We start from the raw sequence: 21,061 nt of genomic DNA, 5'->3' as shown, positions 1-21,061 counted from the left end.
TTAATTACCGAGTGCCTATCCCTGTTGGGGAGACTAAGAGGGAGTTTCATTATCCATTAATTAACTGTTGACCTCTTATGTAATTAATAATTAATAATTAATAATTAATAATTAATTACCGAGTGCCTATCCCTGTTGGGGAGACTAAGAGGGAGTTTCATTATCCATTAATTAACTGTTGACCTCTTTCGTAAATTGCTCGGGCGTAGTCCGTCCACATTCCCTGTCCCCAATAGCGAAAACAACTCGTTTGTAATAGTAGGTTATATAATAACGCTTGCTGATAGTCTGGTTGGCGGGTTGTGGTCGGGTCTTGGTTAACTAGGGGGTCATATTTGCGGTGAAAATCAGCACTAAGTTGGTTCATGGGTTCCAATACGTTTTCATATCCTTTTACCCAGCTTAGATGATTAGTCCACGATGCACCATCTATATGAAATTGGGGGTCTGTTTCCTGTAAATGAGCGATCGCATTTTGCACAGCTTCCGGCGTAACAGAGTCTACCTTTTCCCAAATTCGATGCTGTTGTATCGCCTGACAAGTCGGGTAGTCTTCTGGCTTCACTCCCGCCGCTTCTAACAATTCTAAATATTCCGTACCATTTAAACCTACAACCCCAGGAGTTCCCCGACCATGATTTTTAATCTGAGACCAGAGAGGGATAAAATCCCTAGGGTATTCATTCATCATCACCCCGCCATTTTCCCCGTCAGCAATTTGAGTCACACAACTGGGAACCATGTATTCCCCTAATTTTTGTAATCCCCGACCCTTGGCTTCATGATAGGGTTGCATTTGCGCGACTAATTTAGTATCAGAACCCTGGGTTTTAATTAAGGCAATTATACTAACTGTTTCTCCCTGAGAATTGCGGGCGATTAAACGATTGGGAATATATTTATCATCATGATGCAGTGGGGAACCGTCTAGGCGTTCTACGGAATGTTCCTGCACCATTAACCATTGATAACCACATTCTTTGAGGGATTTAATATATTCATAGAGTGTATCAGGATGGTTGGGTAGGTGCATTTCTGGGGGTGAAAAACCTTTGACTCTGGCTAAAGCATCCTTGCCAAAAATAGCGGCAAAATGATGTTGCCAAGCCTGAATATGTAATTTGATATCACGAATTGGAGTGGAGGGAATGACTGCATGACTCCACATAGTACCCAACCATTCCACATTCACCCAGTATTGGGGGTTACAGGTAATATTTTTGAGGGTGTCTAGGATATCATTTCGCCCGATTTGTTGCAGTCCCCATAGCAAGTTACCGGAATAGTCTAACATAATCCGAGGATGACAGCCATTGGCTACTAATTCCGGGATAAATTCCCCCATACGTTTATAACACCAGGCGAAGGGTTCGGCGTTATGATTATCGCCTTGGTGGGGGTGTTCAAACATATATTGCAGGTTGCTAATTAATGCGCCATTTTCGCCCGCTGGAATGGTGGGTTGGTGCATATGGAGGGCGCAAGCAAATCCGGCGGTAATTTGGTCTAGGTTGAGGTGGCTAAGGGGTTGAAAAAGGCGATCGCTATGATTCACTACGGCGGTGATATCTGCTTCCCAACCGCAAATATTAGGTAATCCATATCGGATGGCTTCTAAAGTGGGGAAATGATTAGGCTGGGAGGGCGACTGGGGGGTAGTGGTCATATTGGGTCTATCCTAATTTCGCCAATTTACTGTTAAAATTATAACTCAGTTTAGGATTATTTTGCAAGTCATCATGAGCGAATCTTTGATTTATTCATTAGGGGAACTTTATGAAGGGGTGTTAATTAAGCGCTATAAACGACTTATAGCAGATATTAAGTTAAATTCTGGGGAGGTGATTGTCGCCCATTGTCCCAATACTGGCCCGATGACGGGGGTTTGTATTCCCGAAAATCCGGTGATGGTGTCGAAGAGTGATAACCCTAATCGCAAATTAGCCTACACTTGGGAATTAATCCAAGTGGGAGATCATCAACCTACTTGGGTGGGAATTAATACGAGTCTTCCTAATCGAATTGTGGCGATCGCTTTGCAAAAACGCTTATTTTCTCAGTTGGGGGGATATACAAAGGTGAGGCGAGAAGTTAAATATGGCGTGGGGGGGAAAAGTCGGGTTGATTTTCTGTTAGAAGGAGACGACCAACTGATTTATCTGGAGGTGAAAAATACTACCTGGTGTCAGGGGGATGTGGCTTTATTTCCTGATACGGTAACTGAGAGAGGACAAAAACATTTAAGGGAGTTAATTGATACTGTGAAGGGTGGCGATCGGGCGGTAATGTTGTATTTTATTAATCGTGGAGATTGTCCGAAATTCGCGCCCGGAGATGCAGGAGACCCGGTTTATGGGAGTTTATTTAAGGAGGCGATCGCGGCGGGAGTCGAAATTCTGCCCTGTCGTTTTGATGTGACTCCCCAAGGGTTTAAATATTTGGGATTAGCGGAGTTATTGACCGCTAATTAAAGGGGATAATTATCAGGGGTTTTGATGTATAATCACCCCTGATAAGGCTATTTAACGGGCGGTTAAGTTAACATCCCGGAGACGCTGGCTGAGAAATTTACAGATTTCCCAAAGGATTTGGGGGCGCTGGGTTACTAGACTGACAAAACGGGTTTTTTCTAAGGTGAGTAAAACACAATGTTCAGCAGCGATCGCATTAGCGGATCGCAAAAAGTCTTCAAACAAAGAAATCTCGCCAAAATGTTGACCTTCCTCTAATAGGGCTAACTGTTTTTCCTCCCCTTCAACTTCTCGGACAATGCGGACTTTTCCCTTGACGATAATATAAAAACGTTCCCCCATAGTCCCCTCAGAAAAGATAATTTCTCCGGGTAAATATTCGGCGGACTCCAAAGCATTATCAATCAGCAAAATTTCATCTAAGGACAAGGTTTGAAATAGGGAAACATTTTTGAGTAACAGTAAGCGGTCAATCATAAAATTCTCCGAAATTGATAACTGCTGGGGTTGGAAGACTAAAGATTGGGCAATTTTACGGATAATGGGGTCAGGGTCAGATTTAGCGATCGCCCCAGGAATACCCGCAAAAGCCATCAAAGCCCCCATTTTTAACCAATGATTTGGGGTGTCTAAAACCTCCAACAAAACCGAGTATTTTTTTATCTCAGAACTCCCATTATAAGCCTTAACATTTTCTCCGGTTGCCATAGTTTCTAACAGTGGCATTAAAGGACGAATAAACCGCCCTTGCCTCAAAGAACCCAAAGTTTCGACGGCATGAGAACGCGCCCTTTTATCGGAACTTGATAACAAGACTTTAGCGGCATTTACAGTGGATTCTTGCCCCAAACTAGAGAGGATATAAAAGACTCTTTCAATCATAGAATTTTGGTAGTCTATGATAGCGACTTGCAACATTTCAAAGAGGGGGTCATCAGCATCAAAATGTAGTTGCCATATCCGGGTACGACTAATCAATTTTAAGTCCGGCTGGATAAAATTATAAAGAATATTCTCAGCGGTTTTTGTCCGCACCCAACCAATAGCTACAATCGCCGATCGCACTACTTCAGGACGGGAGGAAAACAGGTAATCCTGCGATACTGCTAATCCTTGATCACCATAAAAACTGAGAGTTTTAGCCGCCTGTTGTCTGACGGCGATATCCTCATCTTCCAAGGCACGAGAAACTTGGATCAACCATTGTTGATCATGAATTTGTTGGATAACCTGTAAAGCTGCTATTCTGACGGTAGGGCGATCGTGATTAAGTTCAGAGGCGGCAATTTGTCCGCATTTAATAGGTTCATAATCGCACAATTCCACCAAAGCCAATAAACCCTTACGCTTAATATCTGGGGGTGCATTTTTCAGGACTTCTGTTAACAGAGGAATTAGTTGAGGGTTACGACTTTCCCCCGCCGCCCTTAATAATGCTCTCCGGGTGGTAATATCGGGTTGAGTCGGACAAACTTGGTGATAAAGTTCTTGAATTGAGCCATCAATTTCGGTCTGAGAAATAGCGACACAAGCTAAGGCGCGCACTTCGGGACTTTCATCATGTAATAAGGTTTGTAGGCGACTCGCAGACAGAGGGGAACCTGTGGCGATATACAATTCTAAAGCCATGCTGCGGACTTTAGGCTTAGGGGAAGATAGGAGGCTTTTAAATTCCAGGTTATTACCCATATTTTTAGTAGTAAATAACCGAATGACAGCCCGACGCACTTGGTCATCAGCATTGACCCAAATATTTTCAATATCAGATGAAAAATCCCTAGGGTTTTCGAGATAAGGGAGTAACTCCAATCCTAATACTTGATTTTGCGGGTTCTTATCCTGAAGAAGCTGGCGCACTTCTGGGCGATATTTACTGGAGAGATACAAGCCATCTCCCACCCTACTTAGGTTAACTGACCCTGACCGTAACATTCCCAAAAGTGATTGGACATAGCTTTTTCCGGTGAAGTAACCAATAACTACTAAGAAACCACTGAGAATTACTCCTACCCACACGACTTGATAGGGGTTAATCCATCCCAAAAATACCATTAAAATTATGCCAGCTATAGATTGCCCTAATGGGGAAAATAAACCCTCTCCCCACACGCGCAACCTACCGCCAAACCTAGCCGGAACAGCATTATAATTAAGGTTGGTTAGAGGTAGGAATATACTATAAAATAAGGCTCTATAGGTAAGCTGCATTCCCATGGCTGCGGTGAGATTATAGCTAAATAATAGTCCCATAAAACTGCCTAATAACATGACAGGATAGACTAAGTTAGTCCGAGGAACTCCTAATTTTTTAATCAGGGGAGTTGTCCCTACAGAAATAATCAGAAATTGAATGGCGGTTAGGGCGGCGGTAATATATCCGAGAAAGGTGGCGAGTTCCTGTTTATCGGGGAATTCTTGTCTATAAATAGTGGAATATTGAAACTCCCCAATCCCTCGGACTAGGGCGGTTCCAAATACGTTAGCAATGAGAAAGATAATAATAGGATAGTGGCGGGATAGTTTGGTTAAGGTCTGCCAGGTTTCTGATAAATTAGACTTCTGGGTTTTGGGTTTTTGATACTCGGTAGGTAGGGGAGTTTGATGGGCTTCTAAATAATAGATTTGCCCGATGGATATCCCATAACAAATAGGGAGCAATAATAGCTGATTCTCTAAGGTAACAAAATCAGATATGAGGGCTACCAAAATACTGCCCAATAAATATCCGGCGGTGGTTCCCAGGTAGATAATTGCTGTGTATTCTTTGAGTTCTAAGTTAGTGAAATAGTCTGATAAAAGTGTCCAAAACTCGATGCGGAATTGCAGGATATAGATTAACCAAATGACAATATAGAGGGTGAAATAAATGGGGATTAAATCGAGGTTTATAAATAGCCGAATACCGATGATTAAGACAGCAGCAACCGCTAAGACAATGCGAAACAGTCGCGGACGGTTGAAGCGGTCTATAATGGCGGTAAAACCACCGGAGACTACCATTAAAATTAATGGCATGATGATGAAAAATAAAGGCAGACTTTCCGCGCCTGCTTTGGCTAAAAATAGCGATCGCCCTAAAGTCATACCAATGGCTTGGGCGACCATTATGGTAAATCCTAACAGGACAAAATGGATTAGCAATTTGGTCTGAGATCCTGACTTTCTCAGCCTCAGCTTTTGTCTAATTAATCTAATTAGCCTCATATATGACCCGAAGTAGATGCCGATCGCATTTTAGCCTACCCGATTAGTTAATCTGGTTAAATTTAACACAAAATTAAGTCGGCTACCCAACCCTCTCCCAGACAGAGAGGGAGTCCGAGGGAGTTTGATTATCAATTATCAGTTGGTTTCGCCTTGTCTGGTTTCAGGAGAAAACTCGCTACTATGATTCCGATAACGGCTAATATTCCCATGGGATAAAAGGCATAAGTATAGCTACCAAACCAGTCCCGAATACTACCCGCAACCAAAGTTCCTAATAAAGCACCTACACCGTAGGCGGTGAAGACAATACCGTAATTTTGGGCGTAGTCATCAGGGTTAAATAATCGCAGGGTGGTAGTCGGCGCAAGGGCTAACCAACCTCCTAAGCAAAACCAAAATAGACAGAAAGCAATTAAATAGGTCGCTATCTGTCCTGACTCAGCATTAATCATTAAAATGCAGGCGATTAAAATCAGGGTATAAGAAGCGATCGCTACATACCGAGGAGGAAAGCGATCGCTTAACCAGCCAAACAGGGGACGACTCACCCCATTAAACAAGGCAAAAAGGGAAACACTACCAGCAGCAAATCTTGGGTCAATTTCAATAATTTCTTCTCCCACGGGGCTAGAAATGCCAATAGCACTTAACCCGACAAAAGTGCCAATAACATAGCATATCCATAGCCCATAAAAAGAAGGACTTTTTAGCATCTTAGGCGGGTAGACAACGGGGGTAGGAATAACTGATGTTGTGGAGATTTTTTGGGTAGGTTGCCAATCTTGGGGGGGCAATTTCATAATATTAGAAATCGCCACAATAATCACCATAAAAGTGATACCCAAAACCAGCAAGGTTGGTCGCACGGTATAACTATCAATCAAGGCTTTAGCGAGGGGGGCGGTGATTAAGGGAGACAAGCCAAAACCAATAATTGTTAACCCGACGGCTAATCCTTTTTTATCAGGAAACCAGCGGGCGGAAACGACCATGGGAACGCCGTAAGTAATACCTACACCAGTCCCCGCAATGACCCCATAGGCGATCGTCATGGTGATAATATTGTCAGCAAAACTAGACAGAATATAGCCCAAACCCACAATAAACCCACCAACTGCTGTAGTGGCGCGAGTCCCAAATTTAGGTATATAAAAACCTGTAATTGGCATCATCAGCGCATAAAAAACCAGCGCCACGGTATAGGGTAACAGGCTTTGGGTGGCGGTGAGATCTAAATCTTTTTCTAGAGGAGTCCTAAAAATACTCCAAGAGTAAACAGTCCCCAAACACAGTAAAACGGTTATACCCAAAGGAATGAGTAGCCATCTTCCTTGGTCTGGTGGTAGTCCTAAAACCCGCAATTCTGAATGATTTTGATGGTCAGCTTTCATAATTTTCTCCCCAGCCCAGCTAAATTTTCGCTAAAATTTGGCGATCGCAATCATAAACCCTATCTTGATCAGCATCAACTGACAAAACGATACGGGACATAAAACTATTGCCGCTTTTCAGGGATATGGTAATAATACGACCATCAATGAGTCGAGTTTGACTGGGGGGCTGTCCGGTCCCTGGATTGACAGGATAAGCGGGAAAACAAGCCCCACTTAAACTTAAACGAATTTGGTGGGATTGAGGAATGCAAATGCAGGTAGGCTGTAAATCAATTCGGATCGGGGTGGTTGGCTGATTAACTCTGATATAACCTTGAGTAAAATTCCAGACACTCCCATCCGATCGCACTTCTGACAAAATAGCACACAAGTCAAAACTAGGACTATCAGCCTCTCCGTAAACCTCAACAAATACATTTCCGGCTAAATGTAAATCCTCATCCAAAGCATCAGAAGTGTAAGTCAGGACATCAGCGCGACAGTCCAAAGCGCGACGGTCAAAAGATCCAGGAGTTAAAGTAGCATGACCCCCAAGGGCTGGGACGGGACGGAAAGGATCATGAACCAACACATCCACGGTATCGGGTAAAATGTGTTCGTCTGGGTCTTGGTCCTCCTCTTCGTCCTCGACGGCTATTATATCCTCTGGTAAAAGCAAACCAGAATCTGATCGAATTGCTGCCAGACCTGTACTGGTGAGAAAATAAGATTGACTAGATCCTTGCGGCCATTGGTCAAACTCTCGCCAGCAATTATCCCCCATAGAAAACAGAGTTACAGGTTTTTCTTCCAAAAGTCCGGTATCAATACCTTTAAGAAAATGGTCAAACCAGCGGATCTGTAATTCATCAATGGGACTAACAGCCTCTGGACCATAATCAATACCACCTACCTGTCGGCCCCAGGGCAAATGTCCCCACGGTCCAATAATCAAATACTGGGGAGATGAACTACGATTAGCCATATCCTGATAGAAATGAACTGTCCCCCGCAGATAGGTGTCAAACCATCCGCCAATGTGCAGCATGGGTAAATCGAGATTATCTCTGGAGGGGGAAAGATGTTGCCAATAGTCCCCCGGCTGATCATGCTGTAGCCAATCATGATAGAAAGAATCAGCAGCCAGGTTTTTAAAGGTTTCAGGAGAGGCAGGAATTTCGCCGTATAAGGGCAGATGCCGGGAAAGATTATATAAACCCCTATAGCTGAGTTCATCCCCCCGCAAGCGCGCGGTTTCGGTGGCTAATTGAATTCCCCAAGCTAGGTTAACCTGCCAGCAAAAAGCCCCCCCTTCGTAAGCCCAATCCTGATACAGGTCACAGGCGACCATGGCGGGACAGAGGGTTTTTAGCGCCTGTGGGTAGCCACTGGCAGCATAAATTTGAGTCATCCCCTGATAGGAAAACCCATACATCCCCACATAGCCATTGCTATGGGGTAAATTAGCAGCCCAGTTGACGGTATCAAGGCCATCTTCTAATTCATGGGCGAATAGTTGAAACACTCCCTCAGAGGTTCCCCTTCCGCGCACATCTTGAATCACTACGATATAACCCTGTTGGGCATACCATTGGGGATGGGCGTAAACTACGGTAGATGCGATCGCCCTTCCATAGGGTTGTCGCATTAATAATACCGGAAATTTCCCCGGCCCAGAAGGGCGATAAATATCAGCATCCAAGCGGACTCCATCTCTGGTGAGCATGGATGCTGTTTCTTGAACTATCATAGATCACAAGAACTCCATGGCAGAACCTGTGGGGTGAGGATGCCCAACACAATATGATTCACCACTTCACCAGGTGAGCAATCCTAAATCCCCACATTATCAAAATTTAATGAGTCCTTGTTGAATTTTCCACTACCTCGAATCAGAACCCGTCGCGATCGCATTCCGTCGAGTTAAAATAGTGGAAAAGGTTGCCAACTGTAGGCATTATAGAGGAGCCCACAGCGGTGGACTAATGTTGATTCCTAGCTAGGTTTTGATCGCCATCTATCTGGTAGGCGATCAACATAGGGCATCCTTGCAGAACCGAGGGCGGTAAACACTGATGCCAACCGCATTTTACTCTCGCCGCATCGTTGGGATTCAGCCACTCCAGAAACACCCAAGCGCCCATAGACAACCTGAGTAATGCTTCACTGGTGATCAAGACAGATGAGCCTGATATTTACTTATTCTTCGTCATCTTCATCAACCATACCCTTGGGTTCAACTTGAATCAGGTGAATATGTTTAGATCCCAGGCGAATCTCAAATTGATCACCAGGTTTCAAACCCATTTCCTGGGTATAGTTAGCACCAATCACCAATGAGCCATTTTTATGAACGCAAGCGCGGTAACTAGCTTCCCGACCTCGTCCATCTTTAGAACGACCCGGATCTAAGGCAATTCCTTTAGCCGCCAGCAGTGCATCATAAAACTCGGTCATGTTCGCACGAGTTTGGTTATCTTTTGTGCGGGTGTAATAGCCACACTGCTTGGCAGTCTCACGACGAGAGTAGTTGGGTCCGAGTGATTTGACTTTATGCAATAAAGTCTTTCCGGTCATCGGTTCTTCTGGAAGTTTTTCTGCTGTAGTTTTTGGCATTGATGTACTCCATTTCTAATTTAGTCAATCCTAACATATTTGTTGGATATTTTATAGATCATATAACTTAAATGTCGCGGCGGGGTAATTTTTTTTATGGCAACTCCTGACATCGACTTGGTCAAACAGTTCAAATCAGAACCAGTGGACTGAAAATCCCCTAAAAATGGACAAAGCAAATTCCCAAATCTTTCCTTTTCCCTGGGGAAGCCATCCATAACAGAATCTAGGTAGATTTGACTGCTAAGATCCCGCCACAAAATAAATATTGTCCCACAAATCAAGGCAGAATATATTACTTTGAAATAATACAGTTACCGTGGATATGATCAGAGTACGGAGAAGGCATCTGTGGTCTCTAGGAACTCCACTTGACAAGATTTGACATAAACTAGACCAAAACCCAGGATCAAAATGCCATATCCGGTGGTTGTGAGCATTCCCGACTCCCACAATTAAGCGATCGCCAATGGGGGTATGATGAACCAAACCTAATAGCGGAAAACAGCCATTTCAGGCGACAGGCTATCAGAGTATCATAGACAGCCTGACAGGAGCAATACCTTTGACTGTTTTCCGGTCGGGAAATGCTATAGCTTAAAAAGCGATCGCACCTGCCAGCAAATCACTCTGATCTAATCTGATTGAGTAATTGATAAAACGGTTCCCAATCATCAGCGGCCGCAATGGGTTCCCAAACCGCCTCAATAGCTGTTCTGAGCAAAACGGTAGTGGGGTTATATTGTTGGAGGGTCTGTTTCATCTGTTCCATTTCGGCCCCAGACAAAGACTGCAAATGGTGACAGTACAGATGTCGCCAGGGGACTAGGTGTTTGAGATCTCCTATATTCTTGAGAATCTCAGTTTCATCATCTCGCCAGAGGGGAGTAAAGCCTTCCCTGAGTTGGGAGAAGAAGTCATGATATCCCACTGTATTGTCTTTGAGCAAATCAATAGTCAACTTAATCAATTCTTCCGGTTCAGAGACCTGTCCTTCTGCAAAGCCCAATTTTTTTAAGATCAATTCCTGGTAAGCCTGACGATAGTAGTCAAAGAAATTGTCTAAAGCCTGTTTGAGGCTATCTGAGTCTGCCACCATAGATAGAGGTCTTTGCAGCAATTCCAGATTACCCCGACAAATCAAAGGCTGATTACCATAGCAGTAAAGCCTACCATAGTCAAAATAGGCAGCGGTGAAAGTCCGATCATAAGTCGGCATAAATGCGTAAGGACCATAATCAAAACTTTCCCCTGTAATCGACATATTATCGGTATTTAAGACACCATGACAAAACCCAGCAGCCATCCACTGAGCGGCTAAAGTGGCTACCCGTTGCACCAATTCCCGATAAAAGGCGACGAAGCGATCGCCAGAGTCTAATAAATGGGGGTAATAAATCTCAACCACATGATCTAAGAGTTTTTTGATCAGATCTGCGCGACCAAAATAGTGCAATCGCTCAAAAGTTCCGAACCGAATATGCGATCGACTCATTCGCACCATTACCGAAGACCGGGTAGGGGAAGGTTCATCCCCCCGCCATAACTTTTCTCCGGTTTCAATTAAACTTAAACATCGAGAAGTCCTCACCCCTTGTCTGTGGAGTGCTTCTGCTGCTAATACTTCCCGGACTCCCCCCTTTAAAGTCAGTCGGCCATCGGCATGGCGAGAGTAAGGAGTTGTACCAGATCCTTTAGTACCAAAATCATACAATTCCCCATCTATGCCGCGCATCTGTCCATACAGAAACCCACGACCATCTCCTAAACCAGGATTATATTCTCCAAACTGATAGCCGTGGTAACGCATCGCCAAAAACTGCGTCACACTTTCAAATTTACCAAAGGCCTCTATAAAATCCTGATCCTGAGTTGGTTGTGGGTCAATTCCCAATTTGAGCAGCAATTCATCATTACGGAAACGCAAAATATGCAGCGGGAAGGAGGCGGCCGCTACGACATCATAATAATCATCCCCCAAGCTCTCAAAAGCGGGTTCATATTCGAGAAACAGAAAAGGATTGGACATGAAGGCTAAAATTCCAATTCTCGATTATTTTATAGGTAAAAATTGGAATTGACAACCCCCTTAATCCGATCGCATAATCGCGATCGCCAATTTTCCAGCCTGATGGCTATTTGGGGATTAATCAGTGATTCTAGGGGGTAAGACCGGGTAAGGAATGCCTAACTCCCCAAAAGTCTTTTTAGCGCGGCGAATTAGGTCAGTTTTAAAAATAAACTCATCCCTAACATCCATGGGATAGCATCTCAGCTTGACCAAAGTTCCCCAAGGCTTCTCATTTACCACAACCAGAATGGGGAGGTTAAGTTGTGTATATTTGCTGGTCTGAGCCACTCTATATAGTATAAGGATAATGCGATCGATATCGGCATCATGGGCAAAATAAAAATCAACGGCGGTCTGTGCTTCTACTTCACCCTTATTAGCATTGATGATCGGCTCTGTCCACATTTTATTATGGGGAATGGTGACAATATCATCATCAGGGGTTTGCAGTTGGATCGCACGCAGTCCATAGCTGATGATTTCCCCATACTGACCATCAATAGTGACGCGATCGCCGACTTGATAAGGTCTTTCAAATAAAGCAATCATCCCAGAGATCACAGAACTGGCATAATCTTTAAAGGCAAAACCTACCGCCACAGCAGCAGTCCCAGTTATCGCCAACAGATTAGTGGAGGATAAGTCCAGAAACAAATTAATCAAGATCACCCCCGCTAACCCAAAAATAAAGGCTCGCCAGAAGGGTACAGACTGTTTAAACGCCAAACGAAACCGCAGCGGGACCTGTTCGGAAAGCCAGTAAAGAGACTTTTCGGTAAGTATAATACCGCCATAGGTCAGCAGAACAATCACGACCCCCCAGATAATTTTCCCAAAGGTGATATCGGCCAAAATTTGATTAGGGTTAGTGGCGGCTTCGCCGTTAGTTTCGGCCAATAACTGATATAGCCAAATGTCGATTAACATTTATACTCCCCACCCACCAGAAATTTATTGTTATCGAGATCTCGCTTGAGACGAGGGTAGTAAATACCATTGATCGCAAACCGTGGCGCAGCGCCACTGTTTCCCGGACGGCGGATAATTAAGCCATCACGGATGAGTTTCTGAACCTGAGTTTGAGTTGCACTCTCTCCCTCCCCTAAAGTCAGACACAAGTTAGGCAAAGAGATGGAACCATGTAATATTAAGGAAAACAGCAAAAAGCGATCGCTTTTAGTCAAACTGGGCAATTCTGGTATGCTAGGGCGATCGACCAACCAAGGTTGATCAGGATTTTCTCGCGTCTGGTTTTCCCCTTCTTCCTCCTCTTCCTCTTCTGGCGGCGGGGAAATACCCAAAGAATTTAGCCAAGCCTCAGCAGCGATCGCACGATTACCCTCAGACACATCTTCTAGCTGCTCAAAATATCGTTTTTCCTCACTACAACACCAGTTTTCCTGGGGTTCTTCTTCCTCACCCTCGGATTTTTCACGCCATTGTATATCTACCGTTTCCCATACGGGAGTTAACCATTCCTTGAGTTCGATCGCACTGAGAGGCGGAATTGATGTTTTCACACCGACCAAATTTCCCAGTTGACAAACTCGATCTAAATATAGCCAAGTCCAATGGTTACAACCAATCAGCCAAAACCTTGAGCGATCGCTAAAAATCGCATCTCCTAGCCTTTCAATTCCCTGCAAACCATCCACACAACGCAAAAAACACCAACTCAAATCAGGAATTACCACCAGCGATCGCTCACCCTGACTTGGCTGCAAAATACTCTCTTCTAGTTGTGATATAATAGTATAATTCTTAGCTCGCTCTGACCAAGGCAGCCATTGGCGAGTCAAACCCTCAATCGGTTCTGAGGAACTCAAAGTATCCCAAAACACGGTCGATATAGCTTCTACTGGACTCGCCAAAACCACCATAGCATTATCACATTCTGCCCCCTCCGACCAGGAATTAATCGCTTTTGACAATTGTGCGCGCAATAACTCCTGGTGAGGTAATGGTGTCTTCAACTCAGCCACAGCTTGTTTGAGGCGTAATAAATTGGTAGGTGGAATTGGGTCAAGTTCTATTCCCTTCAATTTGTCCCCCAACTCGTCAGCCTGCGCTTTAATTTTTTGATGTGCGCTGGGAAACCAAGCCCCAAACTGTTTAAAAATTTGAGCGATCGCCATTAGGAGTAGTTTAGTAAATCGGGAACAGACTAATAGACAAGGAAAAGACAATTGACAATCATCAATCATCAATTGTCCCTCCCGAATTTTCCATCAACTCCTAACGCATTTGCATAACGATCACCGATCGCGCTTCAGTTAGGATAGGTTGATTACCAGAGTAATAGGGTCCTTCTGGCAGCAATAAAGATTCTTTGGTATCAATAATAACTTGCCAATGTCGAGCCTGTAAACCTTCTGGTAACAAAAATTCGATTTCCTCATAGTGAGCATTAAATAATAGTATAAAGCTATCATCCATCACCCGTTCACCCTGGGGACCACGGGCGGGAATTTCCTCACCATTAAGAAAAACAGCGATCGCCTTAGCATATCCAGCATTCCATTGTTCCTCAGTCATTTCGCCGCCGTCTGGATTAAACCAGCCCAGATCATTAACCCCAGATCCGTGAATAGCTTGTCCTTGAAACCACTTACGGCGGCGGAAAATAGGATGTTGGCGACGGAAATAAATCAACTGGCGGGTAAAATCCAAAAGAGTCGCATTAGACTTAGGTAGATCCCAATCTAGCCAAGAAATCTCATTATCTTGACAGTAGGCATTATTATTCCCTTTTTGAGTGCGTCCCAACTCATCACCACTCACCATCATGGGCACTCCTTGGGATAACATTAATGTCACCAAGAAATTACGGCGTTGGCGGTTTCGCAACTCCAAAATATCAGGATCATCTGTTTCGCCTTCTTCCCCACAATTCCAAGATCGGTTATGGCTTTCCCCGTCGTTGTTATCCTCCCCATTCTCTTCGTTGTGTTTTTCGTTGTAACTCACCAAGTCATTGAGAGTAAATCCATCATGGGCGGTAACAAAATTAATACTAGCGTGGGGTTGTCGTCCATTATCCTCGTACAGGTCAGAACTCCCAGTTAACCGATAAGCAAATTCCGCCAAAGAACTATCCTCACCGCGCCAGAAGTCCCTGACTGTATCCCTATATTTGCCATTCCATTCAGACCATAACAGGGGGAATTTACCCACCTGATAGCCACCTTCTCCCACGTCCCAAGGTTCGGCGATCAACTTCACATTAGAAAGCACCGGATCTTGGTGGATAATATCAAAAAAGGCGGCGAGACTATTGACCTCATAGAGTTCTCGCGCCAAAGCGGAGGCCAAGTCAAAGCGGAAGCCATCAACGTGCATTTCCAAAACCCAATAGCGGAGGCTATCCATAATCAGTTTCAGAACTTGGGGGTGGCTAACATTGAGGGAATTACCGCAGCCAGTAAAGTCCATATAATAGCGGCGATCGTCTTCCACTAACCGATAATAACTAGCATTATCAATCCCCCGCAGGGATAGAGTAGGACCGCAATGGTTGCCTTCTCCGGTGTGGTTATAGACAACATCTAAGATGACCTCGATACCCCCAGCATGGAGGGCTTTTACCATTTCCTTAAATTCCCGGACTTGGTTGCCAGGGGTGGGGTCAGCACTATAGTTATACTGTGGCGCAAAATAGCCAATTGAGTCATAACCCCAATAATTTCTTAACCCCTTATCTACCAAGTGTCCCGGTTGAGATAGGAAATGATGAACAGGCATCAATTCGACTGCTGTAATTCCTAGGGATTGTAAATAGGCGATCGCCGCCGGATGTCCCAAACCCGCATAAGTTCCCCGTAACTCTTCCGGGATATCCGGGTGTAGTTTGGTAAATCCCCGCACGTGCATTTCATAAATAATTGTCTCATGTTGGGGAATATCCAGGGGCTGATCATCTTCCCAGTCGAAGGACTCATCTACAACCACTGCTTTCGGCACTAAATGAGCATCATCCAATTCCGAATAGCCTAAATCTAATTCGGGATCTTCCCATCGATAGCCAAAAATCTCCTCACCATAACCAATTTCACCATCCAAGGCTTTGGCATAGGGATCAATCAGCAGTTTATGAGGATTAAAACGATGCCCTTCATTCGGTGCAAAAGGACCATGCACCCGGAAACCATATCGTTGACCGGGGGCTATTCCCGGTACATAACCATGCCAGACAAAGTTTTCTACTTCGGTTAGGGGAATGCGAGTCTCTTGGTCTTTACTATCAAATAAGCACAGTTCAACTGCTGTGGCATTTTCACTGAATAATGCAAAGTTAGTCCCTTTACCGTCCCAGGTAGCACCATTAGTCTTAGCATTACCCGGCCAAATAGGTATATACATCGTGAAAAATTCCTGTTGTGAATGATTAATTAGCTTCATCACCCACTTGGGGCGGAAATTTTAACCAGATCCATTCTCCCTCAACTTGAGCGATCGCACCACCAGGAAAAGGATCACTTTGCGATCGGTTTGGGGCAGAAATTAAGCGGGTCAGCTTTTCAATTTGTTCAAAGTTAGTCCCTTTTCTCAGTACCTCCTCTAAAAGCCTTCTCATCACCCGACGTTGCAGGGCTAAGGGGGCTGATTTTAATTGGTGGCGATTTACTCTATAGCCATTATTACACGGTGCAGATGCTATAGCCACCCTATATAATTCATCCGCTTGTTGTTCCAAATATTCTACATCAGCCCGCAATAATTCCGCCGTTTGGGCTAGGGCTTGTTCAACCTTGGGGTTAAACTTATTTTCCAACTCTGGTATCAGTTGATGTCGAATACGGTTTCTAGCATAACTTACATCTGTATTAGTGCTATCTTCCCAAATTGGCAAATCTCGCTGTTGACAAAATTCTCCCGTTTCCTTACGAGTTATCTCTAGTAAAGGACGCACTAATATTGGCTTTGTTTCTGTCTCCCTCCCGAATATAGGACGACTCCACACCAAAGAACTTAATCCATCGGCACCACTACCACGAATTAGATTATATAATAACGTCTCCGCCCGATCGCTTTTCGTATGACCTGTTACTACATAACCATAATTATCAGTTTGGGCAATTTCCCCCAACACTTGATAACGCCACTCCCGCGCCGCCGCTTCTGTTTTTGGGATCTGTGGGGCTGTTAATCGGTAACAGGGGACTTGCCAAATTTTCCCCAACTGTTCTATATAATCAGCATTAGCTACCGAGTCGCGCCGCCACTGATGATCACAATGAGCGATCGCAATTCGCCAATTCCATTTCTCTTGCAAGTCTAATAATAGTCTGATTAAACACATCGAATCTTGACCCCCAGACACAGCCACCAACAGGCCCTCTCCAGACGGTAAAAGATTTCTGCTTCTCAGAGATATATGTACCTTAGCATGAACATCAGTCCAGGGTGTTTGACTAGCCATCAACCGAACCACGAACCCGCACCAATTGGTTTACTCCCCTGTCAACTATACCCCGAATGTTGTAGGATTTCTAGGAATTGCTAAACGCTCATATATACCCAATGGATATTTTACCAGGAAAATCTGGCAGCGTCAGGGTTGATGATAGGTCAGACCAGCACACCAGCTTCACCGTTTCCGTAGTCGTACCTGTTTATAACGAATTGGAAAGTTTACCGACTATCATCAGTTCTATTCACCAGAGTTTCACCGATGCGGCGATCGCCTATGAATTAATTTGCATCGATGATGGTTCTACAGACGGTTCCGCCGAATTACTCAAACAACAGGTTTTAACCAATCCTCACCTACGGGTAATTATCCTCCGTCGCAACTACGGTCAAACTCCCGCTATGTCTGCCGGTTTTAACCACGCCAAAGGTCAAGTCATTGTCACCCTAGACGGAGACCTACAAAATGATCCCGCTGATATCCCCCATTTATTAACAGAATTATCTAAGGGTTACGACGTAGTAAGTGGCTGGCGCAAACATCGTCAAGATGACTTCTTAACTCGCCTACTTCCCTCCAAAATTGCCAACTGGTTAATCGGTAAAATTACCGGAGTCCAACTTCATGATTATGGCTGTTCTCTCAAAGCCTATCGTTCCGAAGTCGTCCATGATCTGAAACTCTATGGAGAATTACACCGCTTTTTACCCGTTTTGGCTTTTATCGAAGGCGCGCGAGTCACTGAATTACCTGTGCGACATCATCCTCGCCGCTATGGTCGCAGTAAGTACGGTTTAGGTCGCACCTTTCGCGTATTAATGGATTTATTTACCATTGCTTTCATCAAAACCTTTCTCACCCGACCTATGCACGTTTTTGGGCTGCTGGGTTTTGTGCTTTTACTATTTGGTATCACCGCCGGAGGGTATCTCAGTTTCCTTCGCTTAGTATTGGGCGCTAGTATCGGACACAGACCTCTATTAATGTTGGCTGTTTTGCTCACATTAACTGGTATTCAATTATTGTGTTTTGGACTATTGGCTGAGTTACTTATGCGGACCTATCATGAGTCTCAGGATCGCCCTATTTATCGAGTACGAGAGTTAATTGAGTCCCCTGATAGTCCTACTTTGGGTCGGCCTGACCTATAACACCATCATAGCCCCTATCCTTGCCAAAACCTCTATACACAAAAAGTGGATTTTGTCAATACCAGGCTGCGGGGCTAGGGTTAATTTACCCCAAAACCCGTGCATCGGCTAACTCCAATTTACCCCAAAAACTTACCCAAAATCACGAGATAATCATGGTTCTAGCCGATATTTTGCGAATTTTGCATAATAACCCCTGGATTATTATTCCCCTAAAACTACCAGAACCCCCATTCTCTCGTCAAGTATTGAGAATAATTTGTCATAAATTTTGCAACAATTATTAACAATTTTTTGAATATCAAAATTATTCGGGGAAAAATATTTGTATCACTTATCTAAATCGGGGAATTTTCGAGAATTTTTCAGCAGCCAGTTGACAGATTTAACCAAAACCTGATAAGCTGATGCTATGATGGTTCCTTTTCTTAATGCCAAAATTGATGATTTGGCTATAGCCGGAGGGCGGGTTGATTAATACTCTCACCCCCAGACCTAGTTAATACTGAAACCCTGGGTTAAGGGCGGGTTGATTAATACTCTCACCCCCAGATGCAGTTAACGGTGGAACCCGCCCCTACATGACCTCCCTATTAACTATTAATAAAGACGGGGAAAATTTTACACATCATGTATTGTGGGTGAGTGTGGGGAGAGCGATCGCAGTTAACTTCTGTGGTAGGTTGATCGCTAATATCTTGTGGGGGATGAATGCAAATAGCAACTTGTCCGACACCTCCCATGAGGTCAGCCACACGGTCGATAATAGTATCAATTTGATGGAGAAGTCGATCGCCAATTAACACAGAGGGAGCAATAATAAAAAAGGTTTTGACTCCCGTTGGACTCGGAGCCATACCTAAGCGACATTCGGTTAAAATATCCTGAATTGACTGGTGTAGAGAGTTAGGGAAGCGTTGAATCAGAGTTTGATAAAAGGACTGACTGAGAGAGCGATCGTCAAATATGGGTTGAGATAACATATTAGATTCTTCGATATCAACTTCAATAAATGAACTTTGACTAGCTTAACATTTACTTACGGACTGCCGAAATGTATTTCAGACAAAAAGGGAGGCTGGGGATTTGTCCCCAGCCCTCTCCCATGGAAACTAGCCCTTTAAACACTAACAACAGATTGGCGATCGCCCACCTGATTAGCGTTGGGTTCTAGGGAAGATTGTAGGCGGTTGAGAGCATTAATGTAGGCCTGAGCAGAAGCTACGATAATATCCGTATTAGCAGCATGACCAGAAAAGACTCGTCCTTGATAGCGTAAGCGAATAGTAACCTCTCCGATCGCATCAATTCCCGCAGTTACTGACTGTACAGAAAACTCAATCAACTCATTAGGAACATTAACCACGCGGTTAATAGCTTTATAAACCGCATCCACCGGACCAGTTCCCGTAGCCGCGTCAGTCAACTCTTGGCCTTGAGGAGTTCTGAGGGTAACAGTCGCAGTCGGACGAGCATTATTTCCACAGGATACCTGTACTAACTCCAGGCGGAACAATTCCGGGGTTTGTTGAATTTCATCATTAACGATCGCTTCAATATCCCAGTTAGTGACTTCTTTTTTCTTGTCAGCCACATCTTTAAATCGGACAAAAGCCTTATTAATCTCATCATCAGACAGGTCAAAACCCAACTCCTGTAGACGATTTTGGAAGGCATGGCGGCCGGAATGTTTACCTAAGACAATCAGGTTATCATTCAATCCAATGGATTGAGCATCCATGATTTCATAGGTTAGCTTATTTTTGAGAACCCCATCTTGGTGAATTCCCGACTCGTGAGCGAAGGCATTAGCACCGACAATGGCCTTATTAGGTTGTACTAACATCCCCGTTAGGTTAGATACCAAACGGGAAGTTTTGTAAATCTCACGGGTATTAATATTGGTGATGGGAGCTTCTGAGTCAGCCGGACGACCAAAGAAGGGGTTAAAGAATTGTCGGCGCACATGGAGGGCCATAACTAGCTCTTCTAGGGCTGCATTTCCGGCGCGTTCTCCGATACCATTAATGGTGCATTCGAGTTGTCGTGCGCCATTTTTAACGGCTTCTAGGAAGTTGGCCACCGCCAACCCTAGGTCGTTGTGACCGTGGACGGAAATGATGGCTTGATCAATATTGGGGACGTTTTCCTTAATTCCGCGAATTAAACCTCCAAATTCTGAGGGGGTGGTGTAGCCAACGGTATCGGGAATATTAACTGTTGTCGCACCAGCCGCGATCGCTCTTTCTAAAACTTGATAGAGAAATTCGGGGTCAGACCGTCCAGCGTCCTCTGGAGAAAATTCGATATCCTGACATAACGATTTAGCATAGGCTACCATCTCGCTGGTGATGTCTAGGACTTCCTGGCGAGTTTTTTTGAGTTTGTATTTCAGGTGAATATCAGAGGTAGCAATAAAAGTATGAATGCGGGGATGAGCCGCCGGTTTCAGAGCCTTAGCCGCCGCTTCAATATCAGCTTTGACAGACCGAGCGAGACTACATATAATCGGACCGTTTTCGGTTCCTACGGTTTCCGCAATGCGTTGTACAGCTTCAAAGTCTCCGCTACTGGCGATCGCAAACCCGGCTTCAATAACATCTACCCCTAAACGCGCTAGTTGTCGAGCGATTACTAGCTTTTCATCAACGTTTAAGGTGGCTCCTGGGCATTGTTCTCCGTCCCGTAGGGTAGTATCAAAAATAATTACCCGATCTGGGTGAGGTTGAATGGTCATTGGTGTAAATCCTCCCATAGTCAAC

14 protein-coding genes are annotated in these 21,061 nt (G+C 44.4%); 2 read left to right on the top strand and 12 right to left on the bottom strand.

The features are described from left to right. Positions 1 to 160: 160 nt before the first annotated feature. Positions 161 to 1,666 carry a hypothetical protein gene (locus tag ACTIE0_RS04625; protein WP_006670740.1) on the bottom strand — a complete coding sequence of 502 codons (1,506 nt, stop codon included), beginning with the start codon at positions 1,664 to 1,666 and terminating at the stop codon, positions 161 to 163. A 73-nt stretch (positions 1,667 to 1,739) separates the two neighbouring features. Here ACTIE0_RS04625 and sfsA point away from each other — a divergent pair, with 73 nt between their 5' ends. Continuing rightward, positions 1,740 to 2,471 carry a DNA/RNA nuclease SfsA gene (gene sfsA / locus ACTIE0_RS04620; protein WP_006622385.1) on the top strand — a complete coding sequence of 244 codons (732 nt, stop codon included), beginning with the start codon at positions 1,740 to 1,742 and terminating at the stop codon, positions 2,469 to 2,471. A 51-nt stretch (positions 2,472 to 2,522) separates the two neighbouring features. Here the strand turns inward: sfsA and ACTIE0_RS04615 are convergent, their stop codons facing one another. The 9 genes from ACTIE0_RS04615 to tilS all read right to left on the bottom strand — a co-directional run bounded on the left by ACTIE0_RS04615 (position 2,523) and on the right by tilS (position 17,157). After that, the gene (locus ACTIE0_RS04615; protein ID WP_439516846.1) at positions 2,523 to 5,675 is read right to left on the bottom strand and encodes a HEAT repeat domain-containing protein; all 3,153 of its coding nucleotides are present in this window, start codon (positions 5,673 to 5,675) and stop codon (positions 2,523 to 2,525) included. 131 nt (positions 5,676 to 5,806) lie between these two features. Beyond that, entirely contained in the window at positions 5,807 to 7,069 is a 1,263-nt protein-coding gene (locus ACTIE0_RS04610) for an L-lactate MFS transporter (RefSeq protein WP_006622388.1), read from the bottom strand. A gap of 19 nt (positions 7,070 to 7,088) precedes the next feature. Then, positions 7,089 to 8,801, bottom strand: coding sequence for a CocE/NonD family hydrolase (locus ACTIE0_RS04605; RefSeq protein ID WP_006618565.1), 1,713 nt, complete (start codon positions 8,799 to 8,801; stop codon positions 7,089 to 7,091). 449 nt (positions 8,802 to 9,250) lie between these two features. Continuing rightward, complete coding sequence (locus ACTIE0_RS04600) at positions 9,251 to 9,667, bottom strand: AbrB family transcriptional regulator (protein WP_006618564.1); 417 nt, start codon at positions 9,665 to 9,667, stop codon at positions 9,251 to 9,253. A gap of 625 nt (positions 9,668 to 10,292) precedes the next feature. Continuing rightward, entirely contained in the window at positions 10,293 to 11,696 is a 1,404-nt protein-coding gene (locus tag ACTIE0_RS04595; RefSeq protein ID WP_006618563.1) for a protein adenylyltransferase SelO, read from the bottom strand. 117 nt (positions 11,697 to 11,813) lie between these two features. After that, positions 11,814 to 12,665: a mechanosensitive ion channel family protein gene (locus tag ACTIE0_RS04590; RefSeq protein WP_006622391.1), complete on the bottom strand. Its 852-nt coding sequence runs from the start codon at positions 12,663 to 12,665 to the stop codon at positions 11,814 to 11,816. Next, positions 12,659 to 13,942: a MarR family transcriptional regulator gene (locus ACTIE0_RS04585; RefSeq protein ID WP_006622392.1), complete on the bottom strand. Its 1,284-nt coding sequence runs from the start codon at positions 13,940 to 13,942 to the stop codon at positions 12,659 to 12,661. The genes ACTIE0_RS04590 and ACTIE0_RS04585 overlap by 7 nt, the downstream gene beginning before the upstream one ends. Positions 13,943 to 13,973: 31 nt before the next feature. Then, the gene (gene glgX, locus ACTIE0_RS04580) at positions 13,974 to 16,097 is read right to left on the bottom strand and encodes a glycogen debranching protein GlgX (protein WP_008056456.1); all 2,124 of its coding nucleotides are present in this window, start codon (positions 16,095 to 16,097) and stop codon (positions 13,974 to 13,976) included. 25 nt (positions 16,098 to 16,122) lie between these two features. After that, positions 16,123 to 17,157, bottom strand: coding sequence for a tRNA lysidine(34) synthetase TilS (gene tilS / locus ACTIE0_RS04575; RefSeq protein ID WP_006670896.1), 1,035 nt, complete (start codon positions 17,155 to 17,157; stop codon positions 16,123 to 16,125). Between the two features lie 101 nt (positions 17,158 to 17,258). Here tilS and ACTIE0_RS04570 point away from each other — a divergent pair, with 101 nt between their 5' ends. Continuing rightward, positions 17,259 to 18,299 (top strand): glycosyltransferase family 2 protein, encoded by a 1,041-nt coding sequence (locus ACTIE0_RS04570; protein WP_006622395.1) that lies wholly within the window; start codon positions 17,259 to 17,261, stop codon positions 18,297 to 18,299. Between the two features lie 593 nt (positions 18,300 to 18,892). Here ACTIE0_RS04570 and ACTIE0_RS04565 read toward each other — a convergent pair. Together ACTIE0_RS04565 and ACTIE0_RS04560 are read right to left on the bottom strand one after the other, a co-directional pair. Beyond that, positions 18,893 to 19,282, bottom strand: coding sequence for a hypothetical protein (locus ACTIE0_RS04565; protein WP_006622398.1), 390 nt, complete (start codon positions 19,280 to 19,282; stop codon positions 18,893 to 18,895). Between the two features lie 137 nt (positions 19,283 to 19,419). Then, complete coding sequence (locus tag ACTIE0_RS04560; RefSeq protein ID WP_006622399.1) at positions 19,420 to 21,036, bottom strand: 2-isopropylmalate synthase; 1,617 nt, start codon at positions 21,034 to 21,036, stop codon at positions 19,420 to 19,422. Positions 21,037 to 21,061 lie beyond the last annotated feature (25 nt).

Origin of the sequence: Limnospira sp., from assembly GCF_051859755.1 — a bacterium.
GTDB classification, from domain to species: Bacteria; Cyanobacteriota; Cyanobacteriia; order Cyanobacteriales; family Microcoleaceae; genus Limnospira; species Limnospira fusiformis.
The sequence above is the reverse complement of the archived record's forward strand: the minus strand, read 5'-3'. Positions and strand labels throughout refer to the sequence as shown.